Annotated in this window: 25 protein-coding genes; 4 read left to right on the top strand and 21 right to left on the bottom strand. The window is 54.9% G+C overall.

From position 1 onward, the window contains the following. Nucleotides 1-131: 131 nt before the first annotated feature. From MF268_RS07090 to MF268_RS07080, 3 genes are all read right to left on the bottom strand, one after another. Nucleotides 132-1,001 (bottom strand): DUF1206 domain-containing protein, encoded by an 870-nt coding sequence (locus MF268_RS07090; protein WP_238370177.1) that lies wholly within the window; start codon nt 999-1,001, stop codon nt 132-134. A gap of 68 nt (nt 1,002-1,069) precedes the next feature. Beyond that, complete coding sequence (locus MF268_RS07085; protein ID WP_238370176.1) at nt 1,070-1,603, bottom strand: DUF6446 family protein; 534 nt, start codon at nt 1,601-1,603, stop codon at nt 1,070-1,072. Beyond that, a complete protein-coding gene (locus MF268_RS07080) occupies nt 1,600-2,529 on the bottom strand; it encodes a glycine--tRNA ligase subunit alpha (protein WP_238370175.1) in 930 nt (309 codons plus the stop codon). The genes MF268_RS07085 and MF268_RS07080 overlap by 4 nt, the downstream gene beginning before the upstream one ends. A 207-nt stretch (nt 2,530-2,736) precedes the next feature. On the opposite strand from MF268_RS07080, the gene MF268_RS07075 reads away from it, so the two are divergent. Next, complete coding sequence (locus MF268_RS07075) at nt 2,737-4,533, top strand: serine protease (RefSeq protein WP_238370174.1); 1,797 nt, start codon at nt 2,737-2,739, stop codon at nt 4,531-4,533. Between the two features lie 169 nt (nt 4,534-4,702). Here the strand turns inward: MF268_RS07075 and ileS are convergent, their stop codons facing one another. The 5 genes from ileS to MF268_RS07050 all read right to left on the bottom strand — a co-directional run bounded on the left by ileS (nt 4,703) and on the right by MF268_RS07050 (nt 12,176). Beyond that, nucleotides 4,703-7,648 carry an isoleucine--tRNA ligase gene (ileS, locus tag MF268_RS07070; RefSeq protein ID WP_238370173.1) on the bottom strand — a complete coding sequence of 982 codons (2,946 nt, stop codon included), beginning with the start codon at nt 7,646-7,648 and terminating at the stop codon, nt 4,703-4,705. 249 nt (nt 7,649-7,897) lie between these two features. Then, nucleotides 7,898-9,199 carry a calcium-binding protein gene (locus tag MF268_RS07065; RefSeq protein WP_238370172.1) on the bottom strand — a complete coding sequence of 434 codons (1,302 nt, stop codon included), beginning with the start codon at nt 9,197-9,199 and terminating at the stop codon, nt 7,898-7,900. A 126-nt stretch (nt 9,200-9,325) separates the two neighbouring features. Next, nucleotides 9,326-10,330, bottom strand: coding sequence for a YcjF family protein (locus tag MF268_RS07060; protein ID WP_238370171.1), 1,005 nt, complete (start codon nt 10,328-10,330; stop codon nt 9,326-9,328). Further along, nucleotides 10,327-10,776, bottom strand: coding sequence for a GNAT family N-acetyltransferase (locus tag MF268_RS07055; RefSeq protein ID WP_238370170.1), 450 nt, complete (start codon nt 10,774-10,776; stop codon nt 10,327-10,329). The genes MF268_RS07060 and MF268_RS07055 overlap by 4 nt, the downstream gene beginning before the upstream one ends. Continuing rightward, nucleotides 10,773-12,176 (bottom strand): YcjX family GTP-binding protein, encoded by a 1,404-nt coding sequence (locus MF268_RS07050; RefSeq protein ID WP_238370225.1) that lies wholly within the window; start codon nt 12,174-12,176, stop codon nt 10,773-10,775. The genes MF268_RS07055 and MF268_RS07050 overlap by 4 nt, the downstream gene beginning before the upstream one ends. A 105-nt stretch (nt 12,177-12,281) precedes the next feature. Between MF268_RS07050 and truA the strand changes: the two genes are divergently transcribed. Next, on the top strand, nt 12,282-13,046 hold the full coding sequence (gene truA / locus MF268_RS07045; protein ID WP_238370169.1) for a tRNA pseudouridine(38-40) synthase TruA: 765 nt from the start codon (nt 12,282-12,284) through the stop codon (nt 13,044-13,046). A 496-nt stretch (nt 13,047-13,542) separates the two neighbouring features. On the opposite strand, the gene MF268_RS07040 is transcribed toward truA, so the two are convergent. The 13 genes from MF268_RS07040 to MF268_RS06980 form a co-directional block, all read right to left on the bottom strand. After that, nucleotides 13,543-13,917, bottom strand: a complete 375-nt coding sequence (locus tag MF268_RS07040; RefSeq protein ID WP_238370168.1) for a hypothetical protein — start codon at nt 13,915-13,917, stop codon at nt 13,543-13,545. A gap of 2 nt (nt 13,918-13,919) precedes the next feature. Beyond that, nucleotides 13,920-14,306: a response regulator gene (locus tag MF268_RS07035; RefSeq protein WP_238370167.1), complete on the bottom strand. Its 387-nt coding sequence runs from the start codon at nt 14,304-14,306 to the stop codon at nt 13,920-13,922. 4 nt (nt 14,307-14,310) lie between these two features. Next, nucleotides 14,311-15,195, bottom strand: coding sequence for a protein-glutamate O-methyltransferase (locus MF268_RS07030; RefSeq protein WP_238370166.1), 885 nt, complete (start codon nt 15,193-15,195; stop codon nt 14,311-14,313). Further along, nucleotides 15,188-15,661 (bottom strand): chemotaxis protein CheW, encoded by a 474-nt coding sequence (locus MF268_RS07025; RefSeq protein WP_238370165.1) that lies wholly within the window; start codon nt 15,659-15,661, stop codon nt 15,188-15,190. The genes MF268_RS07030 and MF268_RS07025 overlap by 8 nt, the downstream gene beginning before the upstream one ends. Then, entirely contained in the window at nt 15,662-17,776 is a 2,115-nt protein-coding gene (locus MF268_RS07020) for a chemotaxis protein CheA (protein ID WP_238370164.1), read from the bottom strand. Between the two features lie 4 nt (nt 17,777-17,780). Beyond that, the gene (locus MF268_RS07015; RefSeq protein ID WP_238370163.1) at nt 17,781-18,149 is read right to left on the bottom strand and encodes a response regulator; all 369 of its coding nucleotides are present in this window, start codon (nt 18,147-18,149) and stop codon (nt 17,781-17,783) included. Continuing rightward, complete coding sequence (locus MF268_RS07010) at nt 18,146-18,418, bottom strand: STAS domain-containing protein (RefSeq protein WP_238370162.1); 273 nt, start codon at nt 18,416-18,418, stop codon at nt 18,146-18,148. The genes MF268_RS07015 and MF268_RS07010 overlap by 4 nt, the downstream gene beginning before the upstream one ends. 8 nt (nt 18,419-18,426) lie before the next feature. After that, nucleotides 18,427-18,975 (bottom strand): chemotaxis protein CheD, encoded by a 549-nt coding sequence (locus tag MF268_RS07005; protein WP_238370161.1) that lies wholly within the window; start codon nt 18,973-18,975, stop codon nt 18,427-18,429. A gap of 33 nt (nt 18,976-19,008) precedes the next feature. Then, entirely contained in the window at nt 19,009-21,603 is a 2,595-nt protein-coding gene (locus tag MF268_RS07000; protein WP_238370160.1) for a methyl-accepting chemotaxis protein, read from the bottom strand. 40 nt (nt 21,604-21,643) lie between these two features. Next, nucleotides 21,644-22,210 carry a hypothetical protein gene (locus tag MF268_RS06995; protein WP_238370159.1) on the bottom strand — a complete coding sequence of 189 codons (567 nt, stop codon included), beginning with the start codon at nt 22,208-22,210 and terminating at the stop codon, nt 21,644-21,646. Between the two features lie 379 nt (nt 22,211-22,589). Next, nucleotides 22,590-23,927 (bottom strand): MATE family efflux transporter, encoded by a 1,338-nt coding sequence (locus MF268_RS06990; RefSeq protein WP_238370158.1) that lies wholly within the window; start codon nt 23,925-23,927, stop codon nt 22,590-22,592. After that, nucleotides 23,920-24,441, bottom strand: coding sequence for a PaaI family thioesterase (locus MF268_RS06985; protein ID WP_238370157.1), 522 nt, complete (start codon nt 24,439-24,441; stop codon nt 23,920-23,922). Before MF268_RS06985 ends, MF268_RS06990 begins: the two co-directional genes overlap by 8 nt. Beyond that, the gene (locus MF268_RS06980) at nt 24,441-24,860 is read right to left on the bottom strand and encodes a PaaI family thioesterase (RefSeq protein ID WP_238370156.1); all 420 of its coding nucleotides are present in this window, start codon (nt 24,858-24,860) and stop codon (nt 24,441-24,443) included. The genes MF268_RS06985 and MF268_RS06980 overlap by 1 nt, the downstream gene beginning before the upstream one ends. Nucleotides 24,861-24,984: 124 nt before the next feature. On the opposite strand from MF268_RS06980, the gene MF268_RS06975 reads away from it, so the two are divergent. Together MF268_RS06975 and MF268_RS06970 are read left to right on the top strand one after the other, a co-directional pair. Further along, nucleotides 24,985-25,353 carry a MerR family transcriptional regulator gene (locus tag MF268_RS06975; protein WP_088634696.1) on the top strand — a complete coding sequence of 123 codons (369 nt, stop codon included), beginning with the start codon at nt 24,985-24,987 and terminating at the stop codon, nt 25,351-25,353. Nucleotides 25,354-25,565: 212 nt separating this feature from the next. Continuing rightward, nucleotides 25,566-25,967, top strand: a complete 402-nt coding sequence (locus MF268_RS06970; RefSeq protein ID WP_238370224.1) for a MerR family transcriptional regulator — start codon at nt 25,566-25,568, stop codon at nt 25,965-25,967. The last annotated feature ends 42 nt before the right edge of the window (nt 25,968-26,009 follow it).

The raw sequence follows: 26,009 nt of genomic DNA, 5'->3' as shown, positions 1-26,009 counted from the left end.
GCGCCGCGGAAGGGTCCAGATCACAGTGGCGAAAATCGCACCCGTCCATACCACCTTATGATCTGCAAAAGGAAAAGAGGCAGTTCGCGTCGACGGACTGCCTCTTTTCCAGATCGTTCTTGTGCTTAAAGTCAGACGCTTGCCGCGGCCCGGCGTGCCTTACCCTTAGCTTCGCTTGCGAGAGTCTGCATGTCTGGCCCTGCAAGTTGCGGAACCACGCGATAGACAGCTTCGACAAAGCAGTAGACGGCGAAGGCGATCGTACCGAGACCCAGCGCCCCCAGAAGGAACATGCCATACGGTTGGCTTCGGACTGTCTGAAAGGCTTTGCCGATGCCCCCTGCTTGGCCGGGATCGGTGTTGATGCCCGCATAAATCAGGAAGACGCCGATCATGACAATGATTATCCCATGCGCGACCAGACCTGCCTTGACCAGCGGGTCAAGCTTTTCGGACCATTCGGTGCGCATCAGGTGGTTCTTGTACTTTTCGGCAATGCCTTTGTAGCCGTAGTACACACCTGCGCCGATAGTGATCACGCCAACCGCCATGACAATGTAAGTGCCATAAGGAAGAGTCATGAGCCACGATGTAACACTTTGCGCGCCGCTCTCGCCGTTTCCGCCACTGCTGCTTGAACCCATGGCCATACGTCCCACGGACACGCCGATGCCCAAGTGGATCAGACCCGTGACCGTTTGGCCGATCCGAGCGATGATTGCCTTGGCGTCGGTTCCGCGCTGTTCAAGATCGTACCATGCGCAAATGAACCGCCAGATGGCGTAAGCGAACATCCCGATGGCAATTACCCAAAGTGCGACAAGGCCCAGGGGATGTTGTTTCAACGTACTCAGGGCGTCGCTGGTGCCTTCGGCCTGTCCACCGGTCCATGCCGCAAGAAACGCGAGCGCGCCAATGATAAGATATGTCACGCCCCGTGCGGAATAGCCGAGCCGCATAAGCGGTATGACCCAGTCTGGTGCGTCGCGATTGTCCGACATGTTTGTACCCCCTTGTTTCAGAGGAACAAGCGATCAGATGCGGAATTGGTTCCGATTCAACGCTGAGTTTATTGCGAGCCGGCGTCAGGACGCGGCGGGCATTCTTCGCCTATCACCGTGCCATCATAGGATTTTTCGCCACAATCGTTGAGTTCGTGCCAGACATATCCTTGTCCGTCGTCGGTGATCGCCACAATACGGTCGACGCCGTAATGCACGTTCTTCTCGCCCATGAACGCCAGCGCGGTACCAGCCTCGAGCTTGGCGGCGATCTCGGCTGAACCGAAGCAGTCGAACCAGCTTGGCGCATTGCGCGGGATCACGTTGTCGACCAGCTCGTAGGTTTCGGTCAGCATCGGAATGCTCATCTGGGTATCAAAGCAGGCACGGTACCGAATCGGAGAGCTTTCAGCGTCGATGGCCTGAAAGTTCTCATAGAGAATGGGTTCGGGTTCGTTGCTCGCAAGGGCGACCAGCTTGACGTCTTCATCGACCGTCGCCTGCACCTGATGGTAGTAGCCGTACACCTGAAGGTAATAGAGAAAGCCGCCCGCAATGGCCCCGGAAAGAATCAGCACGATGGCAACGACCTTTCCATTCATTCGACATATCCGCCGGCCCGGGTCTGCACGAAGGCATCCGCGCATTGCTTGGCCAGCGCCCGCACACGACCGATGTAGGCCTGACGTTCGGTGACGGAAATCACGCCGCGCGCATCGAGCAGGTTGAATATGTGGCTTGCCTTGATGCACTGATCATACGCCGGATGCGCCATGATGATGCGCTTGCCGGTCTTGGGATCCTCGGCATCTTGCGCAAGGATGGCCTTGCACTCATTTTCGGCCTCGACGAAGTGATCCAGCAGGACCTCGGTATTCGCCACGTCGAAATTCCAGCGGGCGTATTCCTCTTCGGTCTGTTTGAAGACGTCGCCATAGGTCAACGTGATCGGTGTCTGCGGATCGTTATAGGGCATGTCCATCACATGCTCGACGGCAAGCACGTACATGGCCAGTCGTTCCAGACCATAGGTCAGCTCGCCCGAAACCGGGTGACAGTCATGACCGCCTACCTGCTGAAAGTATGTGAACTGGCTGACTTCCATACCGTCGCACCAGACTTCCCAGCCCAGTCCCCACGCACCGAGGGTCGGTGATTCCCAGTCGTCCTCGACAAAACGGATGTCATGAAGATCCATGTCGATGCCGATGGCTTCGAGACTGCCAAGGTAAAGTGCCTGAAGATCAGGCGGGCTCGGTTTGATCAGCACCTGGTACTGATAGTAGTGCTGAAGTCGGTTCGGGTTCTCGCCGTAGCGCCCGTCGGTAGGGCGGCGCGAGGGCTGAACATAGGCGGCGGCCCATGGACGGCTGCCAAGCGAACGCAGGGTGGTTGCCGGGTGGAACGTGCCTGCGCCCACTTCCATATCATAGGGTTGCAGGATTGCGCAGCCCTTCGCTGCCCAGTAATTCTGTAACCTCAGAATGATTTCCTGAAAGGATCGCGGGGCGTTTTCTTTGGTCGTCATGTCAGCTTCCTGCCCGTTCCCTTGTGCGATCTCCGGTCGAAATCGAGCGTCTCGCGAGGGGGTCAAAAGATGCGCCCTTCCTATGCGCGCAGGCATGTGGGGTCAACGGCACACAGGCGTGGTAAAAGCGTTCCCGTAGGCATGGATTTAACGATTGTTTCCTGATTATGTGCCGCGAACGAGTGACTTTGGGGCCGCGATACGCAAATGAAAACCATATTGACTTCCTTCCTGCTCATGATCGCACTGATGCTGCGACCGGGCCTTGCGCAACAGGTCGGACAGGACATCGCCTGGGTCCAGATCGAGGCGCACCCCAGCCTGAGCGTCGCACAGGCACGTGCCCGTCTCTATGCCGGATCTCTCGAAGATGTGAACGGGTTCGCTTTGGGCGGCAACTGGTACGGGATCGTGCTTGGCCCCTACTCGCGGGAAGATGCGGAACAGGCTTTGGATTTCTACAAGGCTGAACGCCGCATTCCGCAGGACAGCTTCATAGCCTTTTCCAGCAATTTCGGACAGCAATACTGGCCTGTCGGTGCGAATGCCCTCAACAGCGGCACGGTGGCGGCCCCGACAACTGCACAGGCCCCCGAAACCACCACAGTTGCCGAGCCTGTCGAGACGAGTCCGACCGAACCTGTCGTAGAAGAACCGGCAGAACCGGTGGTGATCGCATCCCAGGAAACACCCGCCGAGGCGCGCCAGAGCGAACGCCTTCTCAGTCGCGAAGAGCGTATGGAGCTGCAGATCGCGCTTCAGGCCGCGGGCTTTTATGAATCGGCCATTGATGGCGCCTTCGGGCGCGGCACGCGCGGCTCGATGGAAGCGTGGCAATACGCGAACAACTACGAACCGACAGGCGTTCTGACCACCGCACAGCGAAAAGCGCTGATGGATGAGTACAACGCGCCGTTAATCTCTGTTGGCATGCGTCTTGTGACCGACAGACAGGCAGGCATTCAGATGCAGCTTCCCATGGGCGAAGTTGAGTTTGACCGTTACGAACCGCCGTTCGCGCATTACGAAACAAGCGGCTCGGTCGGGGCGCGGGTACTTCTCATCAGCCAGCCCGGCGATCAGGCAACGCTTTTCGGTCTCTACGACATCATGCAGACGCTTGAGATCGTGCCGCTGAACGGCCCGCGCGACCGTGGGAGTTCCAGCTTCACGCTGGAAGGACGTAACTCCAAGATCCATTCCTATACGCAGGCCTCGCTGGAAAATGGCGAGATCAAGGGGTTCACCCTGATCTGGCCCAACGGGGACGAGGCACGGCGCGCGCGCGTCCTCGCCGAGATGCGGGCAAGCTTTACACGTACCGAAAACGTTCTCGATCCCGGCGCCGGAGCGAATTCCGAGCAGAGCATCGATCTGGTTTCCGGTCTTGCGGTTCGCAAGCCCAAGCTGTCGCGTTCAGGTTTTTATGTCGATAGCAAAGGGACAATCGTCACCACCGCCGAAGCAGTGGAGCAATGCACACGGATCACCATCGACCACGACTATCAGGCTGAAGTCGTTGCAACCGATGATGCTCTTGGGGTTGCGGTGCTCCGCCCCGTACAGGCACTCGCCCCGATCTCGGTCGCGCGTCTTCGCGACAACGCTCCGCAACTGCAATCGGACATCGCTGTATCGGGGTATTCCTATGAGGGAATTCTCGGCGCACCTACTCTCACCTTCGGTACGCTGGCCGATATCAAGGGTCTTGGCGGCGAAGAGAACCTTCAGCGTTTGACGCTGAACGCGCTGCCCGGTGATGCGGGTGGCCCGGTGATGGACATCAGCGGCGGCGTAGTGGGTATGTTGCTTCCGGCCAAAAACGCGGCGCGCCAGCTTCCCGAAAATGTCAGCCTTGCAGCGAATGCTGCCTCGCTGCACGGCATTCTGCTGCGGGCGGGTATCACGACCGAACCGAGCAACGAGCGCGGCTCTCTTCCCGCGGCCGAGATGAACCGGCTGGCAAACGGGATGACTGTGCTGGTCAGCTGCTGGGATTCCTAAACGGCACGCCTTGCGTTCAGGCGCAAGGCCGCCTTCCAAAGCTCATGCGCTTTTGAGTAACTTCAATTTGCGGAACTCCGAGGGCAATGCGCACAGGCCAGACTAACAATTAGCCCCGGACGATCGCGTCGTCCGGGGCTTTTTCTGACTGCTCGGCTCTTAAATCGTGTCAGCTTAATGCTTCGTCACAGCGTCCACAGACACCTGCGTGGGAATGCGTGCCCACATCGGGCAGGATCTTCCAGCAGCGCTGACATTTCTCACCTTCCGCCTTTTCAAAGACGACCCCTACCCCTTCGACGTCCGGCATGCGGAACGCTTCGGCAGGGATCGCATCGCCCGTCAGCGATATGTCGGAGGTGATGCAGATATCGTCGAAGTTCACGGTCGACAGCGCTTCACGCGCCGCGGCATCTTCGACATGAACCACAGGTGCCGCTTCGAGCGAGGCACCGATGACCTTCTCGGTACGCTGGATTTCCAGCGCCGCCGTAACCACCCGGCGCACACGACGGATCGCCGCCCATTTCGCGGCAAGCTCGGCATCGCGCCAATCTGCCGGTGTTTCCGGCATATCCACCAGATGGACCGAGCTGTCATCGCCCGGGAACCGCTCGAGCCAGACCTCTTCCATCGTAAAGACCAGCACCGGCGCGAGCCATGTGGTCAGGCGGTGGAACAGAAGGTCAAGCACCGTCCGCGCGGCCCGGCGGCGCGGCGTATCGCCATCGCAATAAAGCGCGTCCTTGCGGATATCGAAGTAGAATGCTGAAAGATCGACCGTGGCAAAGTTGAAAACCGCGCTGAAAACGCCCTGGAAATCAAAAGCAGCATAGCCCTTGCGAACGGTTTCATCCAGCTCGGCCAGACGGTGCAGCACCCAGCGTTCGAGTTCGGGCATATCTGCCGGGTCGACCCGGTCGCTTTCCGAGAAATCCGATAGCGATCCGAGCATGTAGCGCATCGTGTTGCGCAGACGGCGATAGCTGTCGGCCACGCCTTTCAGGATCTCCGGCCCGATACGCTGATCGGCGGTGTAATCGGTCTGGGCCACCCAGAGACGCAGGATATCCGCGCCATATTGCTTCACCACTGTTTCCGGCACGATGGTGTTGCCCAACGACTTGGACATCTTCATGCCCTTTTCGTCGAGCGTGAACCCATGCGTCACCACGTTGCGATAGGGTGCGCGACCCTTGGTGCCGCAGGCCTGCAGCAGCGAGGAGTGGAACCAGCCGCGGTGCTGGTCGGTGCCCTCCATATAGACATCGGCGATGCCATCTTCGGTACCGTCCGCCCGGTCACGCAGGACAAAGGCGTGCGTCGAACCAGAGTCGAACCAGACGTCAAGAACGTCGGTCACCTGCTCGAAGGCTTCGGGATCGACGACGCCGTCCAACATCTTTTCCTTGAAGCCTTCGGTGAACCAGACATCCGCACCTTCGGACTCGAAAGCCTCGACGATGCGCGCGTTGACGGTTTCATCGCGCAGCAGGAAATCCGCATCCGTCGGCATCGCTCCTTTCTTGGTAAAGCAAGTGAGCGGCACGCCCCACGCGCGCTGACGTGACAGCACCCAATCCGGCCGCGCTTCGATCATCGAATGCAAACGATTGCGCCCGGTTTTCGGGGTCCATTTCACCAACTCGTCGATAGAGGCCAGCGCCCGCTCGCGGATGGTGTCGCCATGCGTGGACATCCCATCGGACAGCTTGCGATCAATCGCGGCAAACCATTGGGGTGTATTGCGGTAGATGACGGGCGCCTTGGAACGCCAGCTGTGCGGATAGCTGTGCTTGATCCGGCCTCGCGCCAGCAAGCCGCCAACCTCGGTCAGCTTGTCGATCACTGCCTTGTTCGCATCGCCTTCCCAACTGCCATTCTTCGCCTTGGCGCGCAGGATCATCTTGCCGCCAAAGAACGGCAGGCTCTCGCGGAAAGAGCCATCATCCATCACGTTATAGGTGATGACCTGCTCGAGCATGCCAAGATCACGGTAAAGCTCGAATTCCTCCATCCCGTGGGAGGGGGCGCAGTGGACGAAGCCCGTGCCTTCCGTGTCGGTGACGAACTCGGCCGCGCGGAAGTCGCGCAGATCGTCCCATTCGCCATTCGAGCCTTCGACGCCGTTCAGCGGGTGAGTCAATGTCAGACCTGACAGGTCTTCCGAGGTAACATCTCGCAAGCGCTTGTACTGACCTACTTCCAGTCGGGCGCGGGTGAAGACTTCCGCTGCGAGATTGTCAGCCAGAAGGTAACGATCTCCAACGCTGACCCAGCACTCCTCTGGTGTGTCAGTTACCTCGTAAAGACCGTAAGCGATATCAGCACCGAAAACGACAGCCTTGTTTGAGGGAATGGTCCATGGCGTCGTTGTCCAGATCACCACATAAGAGCCAACTAGATCACGGTTCTGAAGTGCTTCACCTTCTCCACCGACAGGATCAACAACCCGGAACTTCACCCAGATCGTCGGGCTTTCCTTGTCGTGATATTCGACCTCGGCCTCGGCCAGCGCGGTCTGTTCGACCGGGGACCACATGACCGGCTTGGAGCCCTGATAAAGCGTGCCGTTCATCAGGAATTTCATGAATTCCTCGGCGATCACCGCCTCGGCATGATAATCCATCGTCAGATAGGGATCAGCCCAGTTGCCGGTGATGCCAAGACGTTTGAATTCATCGCGCTGGATATCGACCCAACCCTCGGCGAACTTGCGGCATTCCTGACGGAAATCGACAATCGGCACCTCGTCCTTGTCGAGCCCTTTGGCGCGGTACTGTTCCTCGATCTTCCACTCAATGGGCAGACCGTGACAGTCCCAGCCCGGCACATAGCGCGAGTCATAACCCATCATCTGGTGGCTGCGCACGATCATGTCCTTGATCGTCTTGTTCAGCGCGTGACCGATATGCAAGTGCCCGTTGGCATAGGGAGGGCCGTCGTGCAGAACGAAACTCGTGCGGCCCTCTTTCTCGCGCAGGCGGTCATAGACGCCGATCTTCTCCCAGCGCGCCAGCCAGTCGGGTTCGCGTTTCGGCAGTCCCGCGCGCATCGGGAAGTCGGTTTTCGGGAGATTCAGCGTGTCTTTGTAATCGGTCGTGTCGGCGCACATGGCTCAGGCGTCCTTGGCATTGGGATCGGTATAGCGACAGGGGGCGGTGCGATAGCTCAAGCACCTTCGTCCGGCTGCTCTGTGGCTCAGAGCGCCGGGCTGATAATTCGCGTAGGAGCGCGGGAATACTGTATCATGGCCGCGCTTATAGGTCGGCTGATTGGCGGGGTAAAGTGGGCAGAACAAAGCCGCGCCCGGCAAAACCGTACCGGGCGCGGCAGTAGCGTCAGATGTCGCGGAGGATTCCGATCAGAAGACGAAGTCTGCGCTGTCGATCATGCTCATTTCGACCCCGTCGAGCAGGATGTTCGTATTGCCGTACATGACCACCGTCGATGCGCCACCATCTGCGGATTCGATTGTCAGGTCGTCGAAGCCAATCCCGACCCCGGTCATGTTCAGAAGGTCCATGCCGTCCTGAAAATCCATGATCTTGTCGTTGCCTTCGCGGATGTCCGCATAGATGAACTCATCCCAGCCGTCGCCGCCGTAAAGTTCGTCGGCGCCGCCGGATCCGGTAATGAAATCATTGCCGTTCTGGCCCTTTATGACGTCATTGCCAGCGCCGCCGACAAGCGTGTCGGCGCCTCGATTGCCTTTGATGACATCGTCACCGCTCCGACCGTACACTGTATCGGAGCCTTTCGCGCCGCGCAGGACATCATCGCCGGCCCCGCCGGAAAGCCAGTCATCGCCTTCGCTGCCGTTCAGCTTGTCATCACCACCGTCACCACGCAGCACATCATTGTCCTTGCCGCCGATCAGCTTGTCATCGTCCTCGCCACCGCTGATCCGATCATTACCTCGGCCGCCAAACACCTTGTCGTTGCCCGTACCAGCATCCAGCATGTCATCGCCGCCGCCAAGGCGGAACTTGTCGGAAGCGCCTGCAAACTGATCTTCGAGCAGGTCGAGCGCCTGTGCCAGATCGGTCATCTCGATTTCACCCGAAGACACCGGCAGCAGACCGACATAGCCGTCCTGCGTCCCATCGACTTCACCCGTGGTGCCGGTACCAAAGCCCGCGCCAACGTTCTGACCGTGGATCACGATCTCACGGGTTTCCAGCGGCATCAGGTCATCTGCGGTGTAATCGGTGCTGGTCACCGGGCTGAAAAAGTTGCTGTCATCGCCCAGTTCGTAACTCTGGATAAAGCTAAGCTGACCATTCGCATCGGTCATCGGCAGCGCGCCAGCGCCGTTGATGAGGGGCAGGATGATGTCGCCATAAGCGGCAAGCCCCTCGAAAACCTCGACGAACCCGTCCTTGTCAGCGTCGTCGCTTATAACCGGCATACGCGAATCCGCCGGGTTGCCGTCTTCATCGAAGAGACCGTGCACATGCTGCGCGTGCTGCACATCCGGGGTCAGACCCTCGGCAAAGACAGAGACGTTCAGATAGCGCGTGCCGTCATCCTCGGTATTGGTCGCAAGGATCACATTGCCGGTCACGCCGGAGTTGTTCATCGCCGCAAGGTCAACGGACCAATAGGCATCCGCGCCGTTTAGAAATGTCTGGTAAGATGAAAAGGCTGAGGCCAGGTGGGCCATGGTCGTTCTCCCCTGTTAACGTTTACGGCCACTGATACGGACGGGGAGTGCCGGAAAGTTTCAGCTTTCTTCGTTTTTCTTGGATCTCCCTCATAACCGACTGGAAAGAAAGGAAAGGTTTCTCGTTCAGCCGTCTTTCTTGCCGAAGAGCCCAGTAAGCGAGCGCTGCACGATACGGCGCACCGAGGGGCGACGGCCCGCACCGAAAGGCAGGGGGCGGCAGACCTCCATCGCAGCGACGCCCACGCGGGCCGAGAGGGCACCGTTCACGAGCCCCTCGCCAAATCGACGGGACAAGCGTGACAGGATCGACCCGCCAAGAACCGGTTCCAGCAGATCGTCGCCGACCGCGACCGCGCCCGTTGCAACGAGATGTGAAAACACCGCGCGGGTCAGACGCCAGCTTCCAAGAAAACCGGACCTGCCACCGTAGATTTCCGCGATCCGGCGGATCATCCGCAAGGACGAGGCCAGCGCCGTTGCCACGTCCGCAAGGGCCAGCGGCACGACGGCCGTGACCGTCGCCACCTGCCGTGCGGCAGCTTCGACTTCGCGCGTCGCCGCTGCATCAAGCGGAGCCAGCAGTTCAGCTTCGACCAGATCAAAGACCGCGACAGCATCGAACTGATCACCGACCCGTTCTTCCAGCCGCTCCCGGCCCCACCGCGTGTCTTCGCGGCCCTTGTAGAAAGTAACCAGCCGCCCGGCCACATCACGCGCTGCCACCAGATCCTGATCTGCCAGCGCCTGATCCGCGGCCTGTTTCAGGGAATCGATCCGCCCCAACCGGGCAAAGGCCGCCAGTTCACGCATGCAGATAAGGGCCAGCACGAACAGGAGCGCACTAAAGATACCTGTCACAACCCAGCCAAGGACCGGCGCGCGATCCATCAGCCCAAGAACGAATTCCCAAGCTGCGATCGAGATAACCGCGCCAAGTGCTGCCCCCGCGAGCGACCAGAAGGTCTTTGCCAGCCACGACGTGCGCCGGGTCGCGATGCGAGAAGCCATCTGCATCCCCTGCCCCGCATTGGAAAAATCTTCGCCCACATCGGGTACCGAAGGGGCTTCCGTCACATCTGCCGCCTCTTCAACGGGATCGAGGTCGATAAGTACCGGTCCCTTGCTCATGTCGATGGCTCCAAGGCCCATCCATATGTCACTTCTGGCAACCCTTCATCGTTTCCATCGCCATTGCCGCGATCAATTTCAGCAAAACCCTCGCGGCGATAGAACTGCCGGGCCGCCGCATTCGGGGCAAGACAGCGCAGCCAAAGCGATTCACATTCCGATTTTGCAGAATCGAGCAGTTGCTTGCCGATTCCCTGCCGTTCAAGCCCCGGCCGCACGTAGAGTGCGCATATTTCATCGCCATCACGGGCAATGAAACCCGCAAGGATTTCACCATACAGAGCGACCGTTACCCAGCCCTTGCCCGTCATTTGCTCGGAAAACCGGATCATCTCGCCACGTGGATACAGGTTCGGCATCCAGTCATTCTGGTCCTGAAAGTCCCACAGGATGTCGCCCATGCCCCCTGCATCGGCAAGATCGGCAGCCCGCAAACGCGCTTTCATAGCCGATCTCCGATCAGAAACTGCGCTGCCCGGTCAAGACGGATGTGCGGCGGACCGTCGCCCGGGCGCAGGGTCAGCGGCGCAGGTGCAAATGACATCGCCTGAAACCTGTCCTCATCCCATTTTGCGCCAGATGCCAGCAGGCTTGCTGGGTTCTCCGGCAGGTCGCCAGGATGAAAGGCCGCCTGCTTGCCCGTCTCCAACAGGGTTCCACGCACCATGTGGAGATCACTCCCCGCATGCTCGCGGGTGAGCTCCGTGGTCGTTCGCAAGGCGGCGATAGACATGGCCGAGGTTTCGGCCCCCGCAAACCGCGCGCGTTCCGATGCCTGACGGACCAGCGCCTCAATCAGCGCGGTCAATTGCGGGTGCTGCGTGTGATGCAAATGATCCGCCTTGGTTGCTGCGAACAGGATCTTTTCAACCCTCTGGCTCCCCAGAAGTCTCGTGAGAAAGGCGCTCTTGCCCGGACGATAGGCGCTCAGGATATCGGCCAGCGTGTCCTGCATATCCACGAGAGATTCCGGTCCGCGCTGGAGCGCCCCGAGCACATCGACCAGCACCACTTGCCGGTCAATACGCGCAAAATGGTCGCGAAAGAACGGTTTGACGACTTCCGACTGGTAAGCCTTGAAACGCCGTTCCATCGCGCGCCAGAGCGATCCACGCGATGCGTCACCATTGGGCGGTAACGGCGCAAAAGTCAGAACCGGCGCGCCAGCCAGATCCCCGGGCAACAGAAAGCGACCCGGCGTGCAATCGGACCACCCCTTTTCCTGCGCCGCCTTTAGATATCGTGTAAACGCATCCGCCATATGTTTGGCGCGCGGTTCGTCCAGCTTCGCCCCGCTGTCCTCGGCGCGGGCCAAATCGATGAATTCCGACGCTTCCGGCCGTTTCTGAATACGGCTCAGCGTTTCTTCCGACCATGTCTCGTAGCTTTTATCGAGCAGAGCGAGATCAAGCAGCCATTCGCCCGGGTAATCCACAATATCGAGATGTATAGTGCGTGGTCCCTTGACCCCAGCCAGCAACCCCGAGGACCTGACCCGCATAGACAGACGCAGTTCAGATACAGTGCGCGTGCTGTCGGGCCATGTCGGAGACGCGCCGGTCAGGGCGGCAATATGATCCTCGTATTCGAAACGCGCCACCGTATGATCGGGCTGAGGTTGCAGAAACGCCGCATCGACACGGCCTTCGCGCACTGCGACGAGGCCCCCCATTCGTCCGCGTTCCATCAAATTGGCAACCAGCGATGTAATGAAGACCGTCTTGCCAGAACGCGCAAGCCCCGTCACACCAAGGCGGATCACGGGTTCAAAGAAGGCTTCGGTCACTGCGCCGCTGACACGGTCGGCCCGACGCAACAATTCATCCGCAATCGAAGTAATACCCAAACCAAAACCCTGCTCTGCCTTGAACACCAAGATAAGCAAGCCCCTGCCCTCTTACCAGAGCCAAGGCCACTTGTCCGCGAGCGGAGCTTTGGATAAGGCGCTGACATGCCACGTTATGCTCTCAAGGTCGAATACCATGGTGCACCTTTTGCCGGGTGGCAAAGGCAGGCCGATCAGCCATCCGTACAGGGTGCTATCGAGGCCGCTCTCGCAAGGCTAGAACCACGTGCCCATACAATTGCGGCAGCGGGCCGGACTGATGCCGGCGTGCATGCGTTGGGTCAGGTTGCCCATTGCGACATGGTAAAGGAGTGGGATCCTTTTCGGCTTTCCGAGGCGCTGAACTACCATCTGAAACCGGCGCCCGTTGCCATTATCGCTTGCGCGAAAGTAGCGGATGACTGGCATGCAAGGTTTTCTGCCACGAAACGCGAGTACCTGTTTCGGATTCTGGTGCGGCGCGCGCCGGCCACCCATGAAAAGGGCCTCGTCTGGCAGATAGGACATGAACTCGACGACGAGGCTATGCAGGAAGCTGCGAACCACCTCATAGGTCGCCATGATTTCACCACATTCCGAGCCTCAATCTGCCAGGCGGCGAGCCCGGTGAAAACATTGGATTCCCTTCAGGTTTTTCGAACTGATGGACTGTCTGGTTCCGAAATCCATTTTCTGGTCCGCGCGCGATCCTTCCTGCACAACCAGGTGCGCAGCTTCGTCGGAACACTCGAACGCGTAGGAGCCGGAGCATGGAACCCCGCAGATGTGGCGGCGGCCCTCGCCGCGCAACACCGTTCCGCCTGCGGCCCGGTCTGCCCTCCGCAAGGGCTGTATTTGAAGCGAGTGGAGTATGACGACGAGCCGTTCTGAGCTCGGCACGTTATCTTCGGCGTTCAACAATTCACATTGCCAAAAGGTCTAAGCACGATTGGAAAATTCAAGCCAATTGTCGTCCCTGCATCACAAATACAACTGAATACCCAATTTCAATATCACACACCATCCCAAACTCGTAAGCTGGGTCGGTTCGCAAATAAATACTCGGAACCAGGCATTTTTTTCAACGCAATGATGTTACCTAAATGGAATGCCTAATTCAGTTCGAAAAACTTAACCTTAGCCAATGATACCCAGATTGAGAGTCCCAATTTAAACAAATCCCTTGTATCCGTTCATCCCATTACAGCTGGCCAGCGCAACATTTTCCACTACGCGATATTAGTTGCTTCAACAATTGGACCAAGCTAGTGGAACCAATTTAATACCGCATCGATCCGAGAAAAGGGAACCACCAATCATTAGCGCACAAAGGATACTAAGTTCATACGTTAGGAAAGAAGCGCTACTGGAGTATACATCATTCCAATTAGAACAGGTCCACTTCACCACTAATACCGCCGTCTTCGTCAACAATGGCTTCCGTAAGTGGACCCACCAAGCTTCGAGCCAGGTCTCTAAGCTTAATCTCCTGAACCGACAAATTGATATCGACTAAATGTTCGCTACATGCCTGATCCGCAAGGTTAGCGATATACTTCTCCAACTCTCCGAGGACTTGAACAATAGAATCTATACCTTGGAGGTTCGTCAGATTTTCATTGATCGAAAGTTCATCCCCCAACAACGACCGTGCGATCGCATCCTCAACAACTCTTCCATTTCTTTGTAGCTCTTGAAGTTGAATCGACACCCGTGACAACAAGGGGCCCATTGCAACTGGAGCAATTTCTACTTTGTGCATTCCTACAATGGGCCAACAACTGCCTGAATACAGTCTTTCATTTGCGGAGTAGTAAATGGCTTTTGTATAAAGTTATTCATTCCGAGTTGCTTTCCCGTCGAGATAATCTTTTGATCAACCCTACCGCTTACCAGTATGAATCCAATGCCTTTTGTCGAAGGACCATTTCTCAACGCGTGCAAAAGGTACAAACCATCCATTTCAGGCATATTATAGTCTGAAATCACAAGATGCGCGGGACGCGCTGACAATGACTGCAAGGCTGACTTCCCATCAACACTAAAATCTATTTTCTTTATCCCAATTTCCTCCAAAGCCATAATGATCAAGCTCCGACTAGTCGCCATGTCATCAACAACCAGAATCTGAAGAGAATCCCTCAAAGCCATTTAATCACCTCTTTACTTTTTTTTCTAATTTTCGAAAAGTGGTCTTTCCGACAAGTTCAAGTTCACTTTTTAACTCGTCGCCTATTCGCTCCGAATGCCCGATAAAGAGGTAACCTTCCGGCTCTAGAATTTTCGACATCCCCTTCCAGACCATACTTTGAACATCGTTCTCCATGTAAATCATCACATTTCGGCAGAAAATAGTCGAAAATGGTCCTCGAACCGGCCATGGATCCATAAAGTTCATGTAGCGAAAGGTGATCAACTTTCTAAGATCCTCACGCACCGATAAGCGCCCGCTAACCCCTACTTCATCCTCAAATACATCCGCAATAAGATGGTGCCCGCACGAATTTAAGACAGATTTTTCGTAAACACCTTTCTCCGCAACACTCAAAACGGATTTATTAATATCTGTGCCCAATATTCTGAAATCAAAACGATATGCATCTGGAAATGATTTCAATATGCAAGCCGCGATCGAATACGGCTCCTCCCCGGAAGAACATCCCGCAGACCAAATCCTAATACGCTCTCCCTTACGAGCCCTGGAAACCAAAGAAGGCAGCACATCATCAGAGAAAGTTGCAAAATGGTAATCCTCACGAAAGAATCTAGTCGTATTAGTTGTTAAGGCAGAAACCATATACTCTTTTTCTTCGATGTCGCCCCCTGATTCTAGAATATTTATGTAATCCCTGAAGCCGCCCAATCCCAAGTTTCGAACCCTTCTAAACAACCTTGAAAAAACCAATGCCTCATTGGATTCCGGCATTTTGATACCAGATATGGAATGCAAAATTTCTGAGATTCGAGTAAAATCCTCTGAAGTGTAAGAAACATCAGAAGCCGAGTTGGATCTCTCTGAGGTTGTATTCAAGCTATTCATCACGCAGCCGTTTTTCAACCGACTTTGGAAGAACTGTTTTTATATCAATAACTCGCAACATTCGCTCATCAGTAACTATAACGCCTTCGATGAAAGCCCTAGTCGTTTCTGATGTCACGTCTGGCGTTCCTTGAATATCCACTTGGTCAATACCTATAATGTCCGAAACAGAGCTAACAAGAAAACCAACGGTTTGACTATCAATTACAGCTATTACAATAACATGCCGGTCGTCAGGTACCGAAGCTTGGAGACCCAGACGAGCCGACAAGTCCACTATGGGGACAACTGACCCCCTCAAGTTTATCACTCCTAAAACATATGATGGAGCGTGCGGCAATATCGTGGCGGGCGTCCAGCCACGTATTTCTCTAACTAGCATGATATCAATACAAAAATCCTGATTACCGACTCGAAATGTGACGAGCTCACGATGACCGGATTGAGACAGTGCAGGTTCAGCCATCTACTTTCCCTCCATGGCAAGAATATTCAGCGATTCCCCCGCCTCATCGGAGCGACGCGCAGTTTCTTCGGGATCTATAATAAGAGCTATATTTCCATCGCCCAAAATTGTTGCAGCAGCAACACCAGGTACATACCCATAATTTGACTCGAGTCCTTTAATTACAACTTGTCTTTGATCAAATATTTGATCTACAGCCAAGGCCCAACTCGTAGCATCGTCAGACTCAACCAAAAGCAAAACCATTTCCGATAAAGATACGGCAGAAGATCTGTGACCGAAAACGACACCTAGATCAACGACTGGAACCAGTTTATTTCGAACCGAAACGACTGTATTATCACTTCCTAATTTATGTATGTCGTCTGGGTCGGGACGGAGTGTTTCGACAATAGCTGTTATAGGAACGACCATAGTCTGCCCAGCAACATCCACAACCATACCGTCCAAAACGGCGAGAGTCAGCGGCAGACTAATTGACATCGTTGTACCGGCGCCGGGTTTAGAGAATATGTTTACCCTTCCACCCAATTTTTGAATTGCGCTCCGGACGACATCCATACCAACCCCTCGACCGGAGAGATTAGAAACCTTATCTGCTGTTGAAAACCCTGGAAGAAAAAGCAAATTGTCAATTTCACTGTCCTTCAATGAAGAATCAGCAGGTATAAGACCCTTGTCTACGGCAATACTGAAAACCTTTTCTCTATTTATCCCGGCTCCATCGTCAGATACCTCAATGATAACGCGGCCCGATCGGTGCGCTGCAGACAATTTCACTTTGCCTGTCTCTAATTTGCCCACCGACCTTCTCAGCTCTGGAGCCTCCAACCCATGATCAACGGCATTTCTGATCATGTGAGTTAATGGATCGACAAGACGCTCAATAATAGTCTTGTCCACTTCTGTTGTTTCTCCCTCTGTTTCGAAGAGCGCTTCTTTTCCCGATAGTTCCGACGCTTCCCTGACAATCCTCGCCATTCGTTGAAACAACGGCTTAACAGACTGCGCTCTAATTGCCATAACGCTTTCTTGAATATCGCGCGCCAAATTTTTGAACTCTGCGAGACTGGTGGATAGCTCACCATTATCCAACACACCTGCGTCATCAATACACTGGGTCAGCACCGCCTGGTTTATTACCAGCTCCCCTACCATATTTATTAACCTATCAACCAACTCAAGATTTACACGAACCGTAGCATTGGCAGCCCCGCCCACAGCACCACTCTTCCCACGACCAACCGGGTCGCTTCCGCTGGGGATATTAGCGTCATTTTGAGGATTTGCACCAACCTCAGACTGGTTCGTACTGGAATATGGATCATCTTGCAAAACAGTCGAGTTCAACTTGGAAATATCAAGATCACACATTCCATCGACGAATTCGAAAACCTCTCGGATCTCCGCCTCACCGAAATTTGTATTGATCTCCAGCACCCAAGTTATTCGGCATTCCTCAACCTGAAGGTTCTCAAGCGATTTTACCTCTGCAAAGTCTGCGGACACCTTTAAGTCACCAAGCTCCGATAGCTCTCTAAATAGTAAGAGCGGATCATTGCCGCTTGACGCGAGACTTTTGTGAGGGCGCAACTTCACTATATAAGTCGAACCCGCGGAAACCGCTTCCGGAACCTCATCAATTATTGAAATTGAAGCGGGGGCAAAGCCAAAATCATCACTCGCCCCTTCACTTTGAACATTTGCATTTTCTGTTTTATTTGGAACTAAATTTGCAAGCTTCTCAACCAAATCTTGGCTTACGTTTTCCGGAGGATTGATATCATCGCGACCTGCAACAACTAAGTCATTTAGGCAATCTGCCGCTCTATGACATAATTTCAAAACTTCTTCGTTCACAGTCAAACTTCCGGAACGCATCGAATCGAGAACTGTTTCAAATTGATGAGCGAACTGAACCAGCTGATCCAGCCCAAAAGCTGCAGCGCCTCCCTTAATTGAGTGCACTGATCGGAAAACAGCATTAACCGTTTCCGGATCGAAAGATAAATCTGACACCCCTTCGTCAATTTCACAGAGACCGTCATCCAGAGCTTCAAGAAGGTCATCACACTCTTGAAAGAAAGTCTGCCTTATTTCTGCTGAAGAACTCATCTCACTACCCGACTGTAATTCTTTTTATAGCATGAATTAATTTCTCATCGTCAAAGGGCTTAACGACCCATCCTGTCGCCCCACTGTTCTTTGCCCTCTCTTTCAAATCTTGCGCACTCTCCGTCGTTAGCACCAGTATTGGAAGAGCTGAATAAACTGCTTGAGATCGAATTTTTTCAATCACCCCGAAACCATCGAGCCGCGGCATATTTATGTCCGTTATCACTACATCCGGCCCTATGCATTCAAGCTTCTCCAACCCATCAACTCCGTCATCCGCGACGTAAACCTCGAATCCACCTTGTGACAATGTGTGCCTCAGCATTTCCCTTATCGTCTTCGAATCGTCGATCGCTAGAACTTTTACCGTCATAACTTAACTACCTCGGCAATTAATAAATCCTTTGCGCCAAGCGTCTCCAGATCTCCTATCATATTCTCTGAAGGGCTAATTGATAACACGTTACCTCTTTCTGCCCATTCCATCTTCGCAGCCACTAAGACTTGGCAACAACTAGCAAACACGGCAGAGACATGATTCCCATCCAAATGTACATCCAAACCTTTACTTTCAATTAGCTCTGACCTAAGCTCAACTGCGTATTTTAAATCCATTTTTTCACTCAGCTTAATATCTTTCATTTTAGCCTCTAGAACAATGTTACGTCAGGCTCAACCTTCGCCAACCTTTTACTGAAATTTAATTCCTCTGTAGCTTGCTCCGACACCAACATTTGCTGAGCTTGACCCGTCGTCGGCACGTACCTCACTCTCCTTGCATTACTTCCGCCTAAACTTTTTGAAAGGCATTTGATGTTCTCGTTATTTAAATAGCTCAATGCAAACTGGCTATTCGATTCTCCGATTCGCGCCAGACCATTGTTCATTGCCGCTCCTCCAAATATTTTTGCCTCCAATCTTGCCTTACTTGCGCCCATTTTTAACAAGCCGTTAACCAATAGTTCCATGGAAAGAATTCCATACCGAAACTCCATCCCGTCTTTGCCGTCCCCGTTTGGAAGCAAGAAATGATTTATACCTCCAACCTTTGCGACGGGGTCGCAGAGACATGTTGCGACACAGGAACCCAAAATTGTTGTCAAAACAATGGACGGATCGTCTGAAACAAAATATTCGCCTTGAATTACGTGGTGTACATTTTTGGTATCGGCGCCTAATATCTTATTTTTCTCTTCCAATCATCCAGCCCTCAGCTTACAAAATTTCCACTTCTAAAAATCTTCCCACTCGTCTTTTATTTTTTCGACCTGCGACCCTTTACTATAACCCGGACTCGCGACCTTACTCGGTTTTGGATTTGGCTGGAGCTTTCCCTGCTTTCCTTGATCTAGCTTTAAACTGCCTTTAACCTCAATCCGATCCGCTCTGGACAACCTGAAATGCGAAACAGTGTTTACAAGCGAAACAGCGTCGTTCCTGAGCGACTCGCTAGCTGCTGTAGTTTCCTCCAATCTTGCAGCGTTTTGTTGAGTTGACTGATCCAGTTGAGACAGCGAAGAGTTAATTTCGGTCAGATTCTCTGATTGTTGACGGGAGGATTCGGCTATATTCGCAACCAATTTTGATATTTCCGAAACGGACCCAACAATTTGCTGCAACGCAACACCCGTTTTTCCGACTAAATCCACACCGGTTTTAACCTTAGAGCCGCTCTTTTCGATAAGCTCATTGATTTCTCTGGCGGCATCAGAAGAACGCTGAGCTAGCGCTCTGACCTCTGAAGCCACCACGGCGAAGCCTCTTCCAGCGTCTCCTGCTCTTGCGGCTTCGACACCCGCATTCAGAGCTAACAAATTGGTTTGGAATGCGATATCGTCGATCACCTTGATGATTGATGTTATTCGCTCGGATGAATCAGCGATTTGATCCATAGCGGCGACCGTATCCAGTACGACTTTTCCACTTTCTTCAGCATTGCCTTTAGCAGTTGTTACAGCTTGGTCTGCCTTCGCCGCGCCGCCTGCTGTTTCGTTGACGGAACTGGTCAATTCATCTAGAGCCGCCGCGGTTTGCTCTAGCGTCGCAGCGGTGCTCTCGGTTCGTTTCGACAAACCGTCAGCAGTCGTACTGATGTCGCGCGCTTCGTTGTGGATGTTTTCGGCATCTTCAGCGATCTCGTTCATTGCTTTAGCGAGATTCTGTACCGCCTGGTTGAAATCAGACCTAAGCTCTTCATACTTTTCATGAAAAGGCGTAGAAATGATTGAGGTAAGATCTCCGCCACTCAGCTTGCTGAGTCCGATGCGCAGCTCTTCAACAACTTGGTTTTGACTACGCTCATTCTCGACACGTTCTCGCCGTGACGCATTGAGCTCCGCTTCGGATTCGGTGACATCCTTACCGAGTAAAAGTATCCGGATCGGATCTCCTTTGTGGTTTCTGACGCAACTCAGGCTGCCGTCGATTGTCGTCTTTCCGCCATCCGATCCCGCAATCTGAAACTGCCCAATGTAAGGCTTTTCGTTCAATACATAGGAAACGAGATCAGTTTTCTCGCTCGATGCATCTTCGGCGGTCGACACCAAGCTTTGCAATTTTAGTCGCTTGGAACCCTCAACGCTGACGCCACTGGCTTTTGAAAAGAGCTCGTTGCAATTCAGACAATCTCCAGTAACGTCAAACTGCGCTTTTACCTGGTTCGCGTCGATCGCATCAATAATTGCGTTATTGATGAATTGCTGGGTAACGTCTTCCCATTCCAAGACGTAGCCGATGGCTTCGCCGTTTTCCTTATAGACGGTACTCGCTTTTAGCGAAATCCGTGCCTCCCCAAACTGAACAATTGCTTGGAACTCTTGCCCCTCAAGTGCTGCTAGACGCCTCTTGATCTGCTGGGCATCGCCGCGAAAGCCGGTTACGCCGTGGAAATCTTCGATCGACTTCCCGACCATCTTGTTCGGATGCATATCTGGTATCGTCTTGCGCAATTCCTCGATATGCGTTTCGAAGAAAGCGGTCAGCTTTGGATTGACATAGTTTATTCTCATCTCCTGATCCGTGATCATGATCGCGGCAGAAGCTGACATGAATCCCGCGCTTTTGAACGCCGTATCGACTTGTGCGGCTTGCGCCGTCGCAAGCTCTTTTCGAAGCGTTTCCAGCGAATTCGCGATTTCGCCGATCTCGTCTCCGCGCTTCAAACCCGGAATTTCTATATCGTAGTTCGTATCGGCCATCGATTTGATAGCGCGAGTACATTTCTTGATTGGCGTGATGATCGATCGCCCAAAGATAAGCATCGAACATATGACCGACAGAAGGAACACCGCCCCTGCAGCCAACAGGGCAGTCTGGGCTGCTTCCGATTGTTTTGCGAGGATGACATCCGGCGTCCAGCCTGTTGCGACAGCTCCGACCACATCGCCATTGGCTCCAAATCGAACAGGTGTCGCGATCAGGTGTCCATTTTCCGACCGGGCTTCCTCTTTCAGCTCCAACGCCCGGCGTGCAAGCTGCATCAATTCGGCATTGTCCAGCCCTTCGCTCGATCCATTTGCAAGGACTTCACCGGCCTGATTGAGCGCGACGAACCCCAGAAGCTGTCCGTCCGAGTTTTCTTTCATCTGTTCGAGGGCGGCTGTCGCAATGTCACCCTTACCGAACTTGACAGCGCCAGCGATGTTCTCGCCGACAAGCACCGTTTCCGACGACGCCATCTCAGTAATGATCTCTTCCGTAAGCCGTTTTGCAAAATGATTTTCAACAAAAGATATGGTGGCGACGACGACTGCCATGGAAAGGATAATAACAATCGCCATCTTTGCGAAAATGGACTGCAAACCTTTTAATTTTACCTTGCCCGACATCAATTTCTCCGATGGCCTCTGGCTTCACTTGTTTTCATTTTCAGAATGCTTCGGCGTTCAAACCAATGGTGACGCAGCCGATCGCATTACCCGTGGCAGAATCTGTCACCGTGAAAGAAACCTGGACCTGATAGGTCTGGCTGGATTCATCCAGTTCGATATCGCTGGCATGCATAGCATCTGCGCCGCGCGGGTAGGTCTCGAGGTACTTCGCTTCGTCACCCTGCCAAAAGTCAGAGGTCACCGAACTCAGGGCGACATTCATGCCCCGATTGTCCATAACGATGATTTCGCTGATGACACCCTGGCTTGCCTCGGCATGGGCGCGCAGCGTGTCCGAAAATGACGATCCCATAATCGATGCGATCAGCGGCTGGTCGGATTGTCCGACCTGATCCCGCCATTCCCGGTCGAGTTGAATCAGTTTCTCCTCCGACACTGAAGCATGTTCTGCGTTGCTGGCCTTGATCGCGGCCTGCGCTTCATCCGTCTGGAACCATGCGAGCGCGGTGGAATTTACATAATCGACCATCCCTGCGTCCGGCTCGGCCGCGTTGACAAGGGATGCCGCGAAAACAAATGCGGTCGAAAGAAGTGTCTTTTTCATTGAATTGTCCATTCGATAACTGGGCATTGCGCTGATGCCGGTGAAACTGGGGGCAAAGGCTTAAATTTCGGTGAAGTCAGAAATGCTCTGATGTCGCGCAGATCAAAGGTGCAATGTGCGGTGATTTCGGTGTTTTACGGGCATGCATCGTTGCCCTGAGGGGTCGCGAGACAGCGCCTATCCATACGCCAAGAAACTGGAAACAAACGATTTCAGGGAACCGGAGCGGATTCTAGTTCGCCGATTATCAGATGCGTCGCTTCGTACGTTCTGAACCGATTGCACAATTTTTTCTAAAATTTGCAGGAAATGCAGGAACTGGCATCCGATTGATTATCACCCGCAGGCAACAGCGTGATATTTTTCGGGAAGTCTGCCCTTAATCAGGAGCGACACCACGTTCCAGCGCGGGGTAGCGCGCCGCAAGCGTCAGGCCCCGCGCGACGTACGACAGCAGGAAAGCCATCCATAAGCCGTGATTGCCCCAGAGCGGAACCAGCACCACAACCGCAATGGCGTAAGCTCCGGTGGAGATAAAGGCCATGTTGCGCATGTCTCCGGTACGGGTCGCGCCAATGAAAACACCGTCCAGCATCCAGCTTGCCACGCCCAGGACCGGTACAGCGATCATATAGGCTAGGTATACCCGCGCCTCAGACTGTACCTCGGGCACCTTTGCCATCGTATCCACGATCATCCCGCCGAACAGTGCGAATGCAGCGCCAAGCAGGAACGCCCCGACAACCGCCCAGACAGACGCCATCATGATCGAGCGGCGCAGTCGCGGTATGCTTTGGCGGCCAATCGCCTGCGCGACGAGAGCTTCCGCCGTAAAGGCAAAACCATCGAGGAAGCAGGCAGTTATCTCGATGAACTGCAACAGGATCTGGTTGGCGGCCAGCGTCACGTCTCCGAAATCAGCGCCGAGGAACAGGAAGGATACCATCACCGACATCAACAGCAGCGACCGGACAAGGATATCGCTGTTGACGACCACCATCCGGCGCAAGGCCACTGGATCGAAGATCGACGACCGGTCGCGCCAGTCCGGGCCAAGGAAAGCGCCGCGGCAGAACCAGAGCGCCAGCACCAGCCCGGACCACTCGGCCAGAAACGTAGCGATGGCCACACCGGACACGCCCCAGTCAAGCCCCAGCACGAACCACAGGTCGAGCAGGACGTTCAGCCCGTTCATCCAGAGCTGTATCGCAAGAACGGCACGTGTCCGCTCGAGCGCGATCAGCCAGCCGGTGATGCCGAATATCGCGATGGCAGCGGGGGCGGACCAGATCCGGATCGACATGTAGGAGCGCGCGAGGGTTTCGACCTCTTCCGACGCTGGCGAAAGCATAAAGGCGCCCCAGAACAGCGGCGCTCGCAACAGAATGAGCAAGACACCGGCAGAAACGCCGATCAACAGCGCCCGCATCAGGATGGCGGTTACTTCGCGGTGGTTGCCTGCCCCTTCGGCTTGACCGGTCAGCCCGGTCGTGCCCATCCGCAAAAATCCGAAAAACCAGTAGAGCGTCGTGATGATGATCGCGCCGATCCCGACCGCGCCGATCGGAGCGGCCTCGCCGAGCTGACCGACAACGCCGGTGTCCACGATACCAAGGATCGGCACCGTCACGTTGGACAGAACGATCGGCGCCGCGATATTGAGCACGCGGCGATGGGTGATCGGCTTTGGTGGCGTCGTCGCGACCGTCTCAGCCATCGGCCACCGAAACGGCAGGCGGCATCAGGAAATGGCCGGAGCCTTGTGCAAAGAGCTTGTCGCGATTGTCCTGCCAAGCCTCGGCGCGCACCGAGGCATAGCGCCGCCCCTGCCGCGTCACGGTTGCCCGGGCATAGGCATCACGCGGCAAACCGGTGCGCAGGTAATCGACGGTGAATCCGATTGTCTTCGGCAAACGTGGCATCGTTGACGGCGTGACCTCGGACAGATCCAGCGCGCCGCTTTCGATATCGGGCCAGAGATAGACCCAGCTGAGCGAAATGATCGATGTCACCTCGAGAAAGGCCGCCGTGACCCCGCCATGGATGGCAGGCAGCATCGGATTGCCGATCAGTTTTTCGGAAAAATGCAGAACGCCCGTCAGTTCGTCGCCACGCCGGTCGAAATCGATGCCCAGAAAGCGCACGTAAGGCACCCCCTCGACCAGAGCGGACAGGGCCACGTCCCGGCGTTGCTTGACGACCTGGACCGGTTCGGGACGGGCGCGCGCCATCATGCTTCTCCCACCGTAAACGACCCCGAGGCGCGGGCCACCGGCACGTCAGTATCATTGTCCACGGCAGTCGCTTCGACGAAAGCGACGTTGCGCGTTATGTGATGGCAGGTGGCGCGGGCAACAATCGACTGTCCCGGCGTCGCCGCACGCATGTATTCAATACGCAGATCGATCGTTGCCGTGATGCCCCGCGCGTCCGGATGGCTCATAACCGCCGTGCCGCAGCAGGTATCGATCACAGTGGAAACCGCACCGCCATGCAGGACCCCTGTCTGCGGATCGCCGACAAGACGTTCGTCATAGGGCATGGTCATTTCGGCATATCCGGCCCCAAGTCGGGTAATCTTCAGGCCGAGTTCACGCGCATGCGGCAGGGCGTGAATGAACTGTTGGGCCAGTTCGGTTTTTTCAGACATGCCGCGTTCCTGTTTTCCTGCTGTCATCACCTTATGATCAAACCCGTCCCCAAAGGGCAAGCCCGCTGGTTGCGTCTGCGCGCCTGCGGCCTTAACCTTTGAACTATGCAAGCAGAGAAATCCGATGGCTGACGTTAACCTGAGTTTCAAAGAAATGTGTGCGCGGTTCGATGTCACGCCAAGAACCCTGCGCTATTACGAATATATTGAGCTCATCCACCCCCATCGCGAAGGGCGCACCCGCCATTACGGACCACGTGAAATCGCACGGATGAAGCTGATCCTGCGCGGGCGCAGATTCGGCTTTCAGCTGGAAGATATCCGTCAGTGGCTACTGATATACGAGAAAGACGGCACAAAACCGCAGATGCAGGCCTTTGTCGAAATGGCCGATCGCCAGCTCGTGGACCTTGCGGAGCAGAAACAGCAGATCGAAGAAGCGATGAGCGAGCTTCGCAAGCTGCGCAGCGAGGCTGAATCAGAGATCGACTGAGTCGCTTCCGGCTCTCACACTTGCCGTTTCCCACGCGAATTCCACATTCCCCAGGGTAAAATATTACCTGACAGCCAAGGCTGAAGAAATTCTCTTGCGCCGTTTGTGAAATGACGTGACGTTCAACTTACGTGAACGTCAACTTTCGTTGTAATGAGGCGCCCAGATCATCATTTCGCGAGAACACAACCCACACGAGCAATTCAGACATGATGACAGAAAAATTCCTGACCATCCGCGAAATGTGCGACGTCTTCGACGTCACCGCACGTACCTTGCGGTTCTATGAATCCAAAGAACTTCTGTTTCCGGTCCGCCAAGGACAGAAGCGACTGTTCACCAAGCGTGACCGCGCGCGGCTAAAGCTGATCCTGCGAGCCAAAAGGTTCGGCTTCTCGCTGGAACAGGTGCGCCAGTTGCTGGACCTTTACCACATCGATGACCAGCAGCAGACGCAGATCCGCAAGACCTACGAGGTCGCCTGCGAACGGCTGGCCGACATGCAGCGCCAGCGCGACGAACTCGACGCGGCCATTTCGGACCTTCAGGAGCAGATGAACTGGGCCGAAAAGATTATGCAAGCCGACGAAAACCCGAAGCAGGCCGCAGAATAAGGCGGTCCTTCCTTCCCCCGAAAACGACGCAAACCAGCTAAG

The sequence above is a fragment of the Heliomarina baculiformis genome, from assembly GCF_019966545.1.
In the GTDB taxonomy this organism is placed as follows: Bacteria; Pseudomonadota; Alphaproteobacteria; order Rhodobacterales; family Rhodobacteraceae; genus Heliomarina; species Heliomarina baculiformis.
Note: the sequence above shows the minus strand (reverse complement) of the source record. Positions and strands in the feature narration are given on the sequence as shown.

What these genes read in the sequence shown, in the direction of transcription:
- MF268_RS07090 (WP_238370177.1), bottom strand. Translation starts at nt 1,001, where the DNA reads ATGTCGGACAATCGCGACGCACCAGACTGGGTCATACCGCTTATGCGG.
- MF268_RS07085 (WP_238370176.1), bottom strand. Translation starts at nt 1,603, where the DNA reads ATGAATGGAAAGGTCGTTGCCATCGTGCTGATTCTTTCCGGGGCCATT.
- MF268_RS07080 (WP_238370175.1), bottom strand. Translation starts at nt 2,529, where the DNA reads ATGACGACCAAAGAAAACGCCCCGCGATCCTTTCAGGAAATCATTCTG.
- MF268_RS07075 (WP_238370174.1), top strand. Translation starts at nt 2,737, where the DNA reads ATGAAAACCATATTGACTTCCTTCCTGCTCATGATCGCACTGATGCTG.
- ileS (WP_238370173.1), bottom strand. Translation starts at nt 7,648, where the DNA reads ATGTGCGCCGACACGACCGATTACAAAGACACGCTGAATCTCCCGAAA.
- MF268_RS07065 (WP_238370172.1), bottom strand. Translation starts at nt 9,199, where the DNA reads ATGGCCCACCTGGCCTCAGCCTTTTCATCTTACCAGACATTTCTAAAC.
- MF268_RS07060 (WP_238370171.1), bottom strand. Translation starts at nt 10,330, where the DNA reads ATGAGCAAGGGACCGGTACTTATCGACCTCGATCCCGTTGAAGAGGCG.
- MF268_RS07055 (WP_238370170.1), bottom strand. Translation starts at nt 10,776, where the DNA reads ATGAAAGCGCGTTTGCGGGCTGCCGATCTTGCCGATGCAGGGGGCATG.
- truA (WP_238370169.1), top strand. Translation starts at nt 12,282, where the DNA reads ATGCCACGTTATGCTCTCAAGGTCGAATACCATGGTGCACCTTTTGCC.
- MF268_RS07040 (WP_238370168.1), bottom strand. Translation starts at nt 13,917, where the DNA reads ATGCACAAAGTAGAAATTGCTCCAGTTGCAATGGGCCCCTTGTTGTCA.
- MF268_RS07035 (WP_238370167.1), bottom strand. Translation starts at nt 14,306, where the DNA reads ATGGCTTTGAGGGATTCTCTTCAGATTCTGGTTGTTGATGACATGGCG.
- MF268_RS07030 (WP_238370166.1), bottom strand. Translation starts at nt 15,195, where the DNA reads ATGAATAGCTTGAATACAACCTCAGAGAGATCCAACTCGGCTTCTGAT.
- MF268_RS07025 (WP_238370165.1), bottom strand. Translation starts at nt 15,661, where the DNA reads ATGGCTGAACCTGCACTGTCTCAATCCGGTCATCGTGAGCTCGTCACA.
- MF268_RS07020 (WP_238370164.1), bottom strand. Translation starts at nt 17,776, where the DNA reads ATGAGTTCTTCAGCAGAAATAAGGCAGACTTTCTTTCAAGAGTGTGAT.
- MF268_RS07015 (WP_238370163.1), bottom strand. Translation starts at nt 18,149, where the DNA reads ATGACGGTAAAAGTTCTAGCGATCGACGATTCGAAGACGATAAGGGAA.
- MF268_RS07010 (WP_238370162.1), bottom strand. Translation starts at nt 18,418, where the DNA reads ATGAAAGATATTAAGCTGAGTGAAAAAATGGATTTAAAATACGCAGTT.
- MF268_RS07000 (WP_238370160.1), bottom strand. Translation starts at nt 21,603, where the DNA reads ATGTCGGGCAAGGTAAAATTAAAAGGTTTGCAGTCCATTTTCGCAAAG.
- MF268_RS06995 (WP_238370159.1), bottom strand. Translation starts at nt 22,210, where the DNA reads ATGAAAAAGACACTTCTTTCGACCGCATTTGTTTTCGCGGCATCCCTT.
- MF268_RS06990 (WP_238370158.1), bottom strand. Translation starts at nt 23,927, where the DNA reads ATGGCTGAGACGGTCGCGACGACGCCACCAAAGCCGATCACCCATCGC.
- MF268_RS06985 (WP_238370157.1), bottom strand. Translation starts at nt 24,441, where the DNA reads ATGGCGCGCGCCCGTCCCGAACCGGTCCAGGTCGTCAAGCAACGCCGG.
- MF268_RS06980 (WP_238370156.1), bottom strand. Translation starts at nt 24,860, where the DNA reads ATGTCTGAAAAAACCGAACTGGCCCAACAGTTCATTCACGCCCTGCCG.
- MF268_RS06975 (WP_088634696.1), top strand. Translation starts at nt 24,985, where the DNA reads ATGGCTGACGTTAACCTGAGTTTCAAAGAAATGTGTGCGCGGTTCGAT.
- MF268_RS06970 (WP_238370224.1), top strand. Translation starts at nt 25,566, where the DNA reads ATGACAGAAAAATTCCTGACCATCCGCGAAATGTGCGACGTCTTCGAC.